This window comes from Desulfovibrio sp. SGI.169 (assembly GCF_050313595.1).
In the GTDB taxonomy this organism is placed as follows: Bacteria; Desulfobacterota; Desulfovibrionia; order Desulfovibrionales; family Desulfovibrionaceae; genus Desulfovibrio.
Genome location: NZ_JBNPLS010000058.1, coordinates 1 through 4,690 on the forward strand (window position 1 = coordinate 1; position 4,690 = coordinate 4,690).

Consider the following 4,690-nt stretch of genomic DNA (forward strand, 5'->3'; position numbering starts at 1 on the left):
CATGGGCTGCGGGGCCAGCGGACAGATATCGCGCCAGGGCGCGGGGCGTGCGTTCCCGCAGGATTGAAGCGGCGCTCAGGCCCGGATATGACAGCAGGGATTGCAGGCGCATGGCGCTGACGGAATCGCCGCCGAGGCGCATGAAATCGTCGTCAAGCCCAATGCGGTCCTGGGAGAGAACCCGCCCGAAGGCAAGGCAGATGGATTTTTCCAGTTCCGTTTCCGGCTGCGCGTACTCGGCCCGCAAAAGGGCGAAATCAGGCGGAGCTATGCGCGTGCGGTCAATTTTTCCGTTGGCGTTGAGCGGAAGCGCCGACACCTGCTCCATGAAGGCGGGCAACATGTATTCAGGAAGGTTTTTTGCCAGGTCTTCCCGCAATCTTTCCTTGTCGATCTTTTCCTGCGCCGTATAACAGGCATAAATGCGCGCCTGGTCGGACGCATCCTCAAAACCTGTCACCACGACCTTGTCCAATGGCGCAGAGTGCAGCATGGCGGCTTCTATCTCGCCGGGCTCGACGCGAAAACCGCGAATTTTGATCATCCAGTCCTTGCGCTGAACATATTCCAATGCGCCGTCAGGGAGCAGGCGGCCAAGATCGCCGGTGCGGAAAAGCGGCTCGTCATTTCCCGTCGCTTCAGGGGCGGGGGCGAAACGCCGGGCGGTCAATTCAGGCTGATGAAGGTAACCCAGGGCAATCTGTCCCTGGATGCAGATTTCTCCGATGTCCCCTTTCCGTACCGGACGCCCTTCAGCATCAAGCAGAAAAAGGCTGCTGTCGGGCGAGAGCCTGCCTATGGGCGTGTTGTCGTATGCATGATCCACCTGGAAAGAGGCAAGCAGCCCCCCGGTCTCGCTGGCGCCATAACTGTTGACTATCGTGGTGCGTTCGCTGAACAGCCGCCGCACCCGTTCCGATCCGATAAACAGCAGGCGCAGCGCGCCGTCCGCAATTTCCAGAAATGGCGCGGCCATCTGCGGCGCCATGAACGCCACGCTGATATGCTGCCGCCGGATATGCTCCGCTGCCATACTGACATCTTTGCGAACCGCATCGGAGGCGATATTGACCGTGCCGCCCACAGCCAGAGGGGAAACCAGGTCAAACATCATTGCGATGAAAGACTGTGATGCGGTGGAGAGCATGACATCGTCTTCGCGTATCCAGCCGCTTGCGTTCTTGACAGCCAGACTCAGCGTCCGATGGGGCAGAAGCACGCCCTTGGGGCGTCCCGTGGAGCCGGAGGTGAATACCGCGAGCGCGAGGTCACGCGGCGCAGGCTCCGGCAAGCGCCCGGCGGGTTCAGCGGTTTCCGAATCAAGCAATCGGGCGAACAGGTTTTCGTCCAGAACGGCATCTGTGCCGCATTGCCGGCGGATATCGGCCAGACGTTCCGCGGGGTACGACATGTCCAGCACACAGGCGGCCAGCCCGGCTTTCCAGCAGGCCAGCAACGCCACGGCCCCGTTGCAGCCGCGCCGCAGCAATATCGGCAGAATCGCGCCCCGACCGAGGCCGAGATTGTTCAGTCCGTGGGCCAGCCGGCCGGATTCGTCCTCAAGCCGCGCGTATGTCAGGCTTCGCTGTTCGCAGACAAGCGCCGTTTTTTGCGGCAATCTGGCCGCGGCGCGGGAAATTGCGGCTGCGCAATTGCTCATATTGTCTCCTTGCATGGGCTTCGGCCCTGCGGCGTCAACGGGGGGCGTCGTCATTCGCGGCAAGAACCAGTGTCAGGATATTCTTGTCTTCTTCCCGCGCATAGCGGATGGAGCTTGAGCCCCTGGCGGCGAGAAAAATGCCCAGGCCGCCGGGGGGTCTGTCTTCAGCCGGCAGGCCGGGATCAGGCTGCTCATGGTCAAGAGGGTTGAATGCCGCGCCGGAATCCGTGAAGCGCAAACGCAGCATTGATGGAATGGCGGCAACTTCGACTGAAATTTCTGCTTCCGCCGCGCCTTGCTGATCCTTGTAGGCGTAATTGGCTATGTTGACAAAAATTTCCTCGGCCGCCACGCAAAAGCGCATTTTCTGCCTGTCTGTGAAGCTTCCTTCCGCCAGAGCTTTTTCCACCAGGGCCATGAAATCCGGCAATGCGTCCGTTCGCGCCGGAAAAACGCGCTCGCGGTGAAAAGGCGGTTCCGCACCCGCGCCATATTTCGCCGTGTTTTCGCCCTGCGCTGGCGGATACTGCGGCTTCCAGGCCAGCGCCAGCATGGTGATGTCGTCATTTTGAGGGGCTTTTCGCGTAAAGGCTTCCAGTCTGGTCATTATGCCGGCAATGAATTCGGACAAATTGCGGGAGAAAAGGCGCACGCGGGCCTCGAGCGCATCCTCCAGTCTTCGGGAACCGAAAAAAACGCCATCAGGGTCCGCGGCTTCGGTAACGCCGTCAGTGTAAAGAAAGATGCCGGAACCGGGCGAAAGGGTCAAGCCGCATGTCTCATAGCTGGTATCCGGCATGGCGGCCAGCGGCAAGGCGGGTTTGAGCCGCACAAGCCTGACGCCCCCGCCGGGTTCACACAGATAGAAAGGATCATGGCCCGCGTTGGCATACTCGAAGCCGCCCGTGCCCAGATCCATGATGCCGGCGAAGGCGGTTACAAACATGCAGGCGGCATTGTTTTCACACAGTCGGGAATTTGCCATGGACAGGGCGGCCCCCGGATCGCCGCAGGACTGGATGCAATTGCGAACCAGCGCCTTGGCAATGGTCATGAAAAGAGCCGCGGGAACCCCTTTGTCGGAAACGTCCGCCATCACCACGGCAAGCCTGTGATCATCAAGGAAGAAAAAGTCGTAAAAATCGCCGCCAACTTCCCTGGCCGGACGCATGACAGCGGAAAGGGCGCAATCATCCCGTTCCGAAAAGGCGGAAGGCAACATGGCTGCCTGAATATCCCGGGCGATGTTCAACTCAGCGTCAATGCGTCCTTTTTCAGCCGTTATGGCCTCAATATGCGCGATGTGCTTTTTCAGGTTGGCGGCCATGCCGGTAAAGGCCCGCGCGAGAGCGCCAAGCTCGTCCCCCTGGTCGGCGGGCAAGCGGGCGTCCAGGTTCCCTGAACCTATTTCCCTCACCGCACGGCAAAGACGTGTGACAGGCTTGTTGATGGAACGGTTCAGCATGCTCCAGATCAGGACGGATGCGGCAATCATGGCGCAAATGAGAGTGAGGAGGGTTGCAAGCAAACCGCGGTTCAAGGCATGGAAAAGTTCATTCTCTGGAACGTTGACCACCACCATCATGTCATTGTCAAACTTTCTGGTGAAGGAGAGATAGGCAGCGCCGTCGATATGGATCGCGCGCTCTTCAGGCGCATGGGCGTCAAACCAGGGCAGGACGCCCAGCGGTTCCGCCGGCCGGCAATCATCCCGGTGCCTCCCGCTCGCGCTGAGGATGACATTGTGGGCGACATCCGCGAACACTGTGGCGCTGCCGTCCGTGGGACGAATGGATGCCATCTTCTTCGCCAGGTCGTCCAGGCTCCAGTCGATGGTCGCAAGACCGGCGATTTCGCCCGCGGGGGTAATAATCGGGGCGCTGGCCGTGGTCATGAGCGAACAGGCGCCGGCGGAATCAACATAGGCCGGACTCCATGTGATCTTGCGCCGGTCTTTTTCTTTTTCATTGGCAAAGGCCCGCATTGCATCCCGATACCAGTTTTGCTGCGGATAGTAGTAGGCCCTTTTGGAGAAGTCCGGGTCAAAAATGGCGGCATTGTCTTTCTTGTAGGCGTAGTAACAGGTCAGTTCGCGCTTGCCGCCAAAAAAGTATGGGATATACCAGATGCCACCGCCCAACGCATCTTTCTGAGCATTAAAATTTTGCACGACGGCATATTCGGCCTGCCTGTCGCGCAAAGACGGATCTTCGGAAACAAGCAACTCCCCGACAAGCGCAAGCTCAAGCACATTTGCCTGGAGGGAATGGAGAGTCCCGGCCAGCTCGTCGGTCTTTTCCTTTACCATCACATGGCATTGGGCAATACGCAGTTTTTTGTAATTGGCGTAGAGATCTTTTCCGATGACAAAGAGAACAAGACCGATCAGACAGGTCTGAATCAGCACGGCAATGACTATCCTGGAGCGGATGCTGGTGAGAATCGCCATGACCGGAGCAGGAGAGATATGCGCTATTCCATGCGGAGAAAGGCGGTGAAGCCTGTCATATCCAAAATATCCCGCACGCCGGGCTGCACCCTGCGGAGTGTCAGCCCCCCGCCTGCCGTCCCCATGCGCTTGTGCAGGAGCAGCAGAAGCCTGAGCCCGGCGCTTGAAATGTAATCGACATTTGCAAAGTCCAAGATGCAGAGATCGCATTTGTCTGGACAATCCTGCAGCGCTTCGCTTACTTGCGGCGTCGTGGCCGTGTCCAGCCTGCCTTCAAGTTCGACTGTCAACGTCTGACCATCCATATGGGTGCTGATACGCATTGTGCATTTCCGTTATTAAGGTGGCGACATGATAAGATGAATTGATTTATCGCCCCTTTCCGGCCATAAGTCCAGCATATTTTCTTCCGCCTGACTCAATCCCGGGAGGCGACGAGGTGCTTGTGCGCAGCCGATCCGGCGCGGCGGGTTTCAATCCACGCCTCCGCGCTGGAGGCGACGGGGGCAGGGGGGAGATTTTTCTAGATTCAGGACTCATTATGATACTTGCAGTCCCATACCGTATGGCTTAAGCTCGAA

General features: G+C 58.8%; 3 protein-coding genes. All 3 read right to left on the bottom strand.

Annotation, left to right across the window (positions count from 1 at the left end; all coding sequences use genetic code 11):
• The coding region (locus ACQRA4_RS13530) for a non-ribosomal peptide synthetase (protein ID WP_427823581.1) at positions 1–1,660 on the bottom strand (1,660 nt) is incomplete at its 3' end.
• A gap of 34 nt (positions 1,661–1,694) precedes the next feature.
• Complete coding sequence (locus tag ACQRA4_RS13535) at positions 1,695–4,109, bottom strand: SpoIIE family protein phosphatase (protein WP_427823582.1); 2,415 nt, start codon at positions 4,107–4,109, stop codon at positions 1,695–1,697.
• A 23-nt stretch (positions 4,110–4,132) separates the two neighbouring features.
• On the bottom strand, positions 4,133–4,432 hold the full coding sequence (locus ACQRA4_RS13540; protein WP_427823583.1) for an STAS domain-containing protein: 300 nt from the start codon (positions 4,430–4,432) through the stop codon (positions 4,133–4,135).
• Positions 4,433–4,690: the final 258 nt, after the last annotated feature.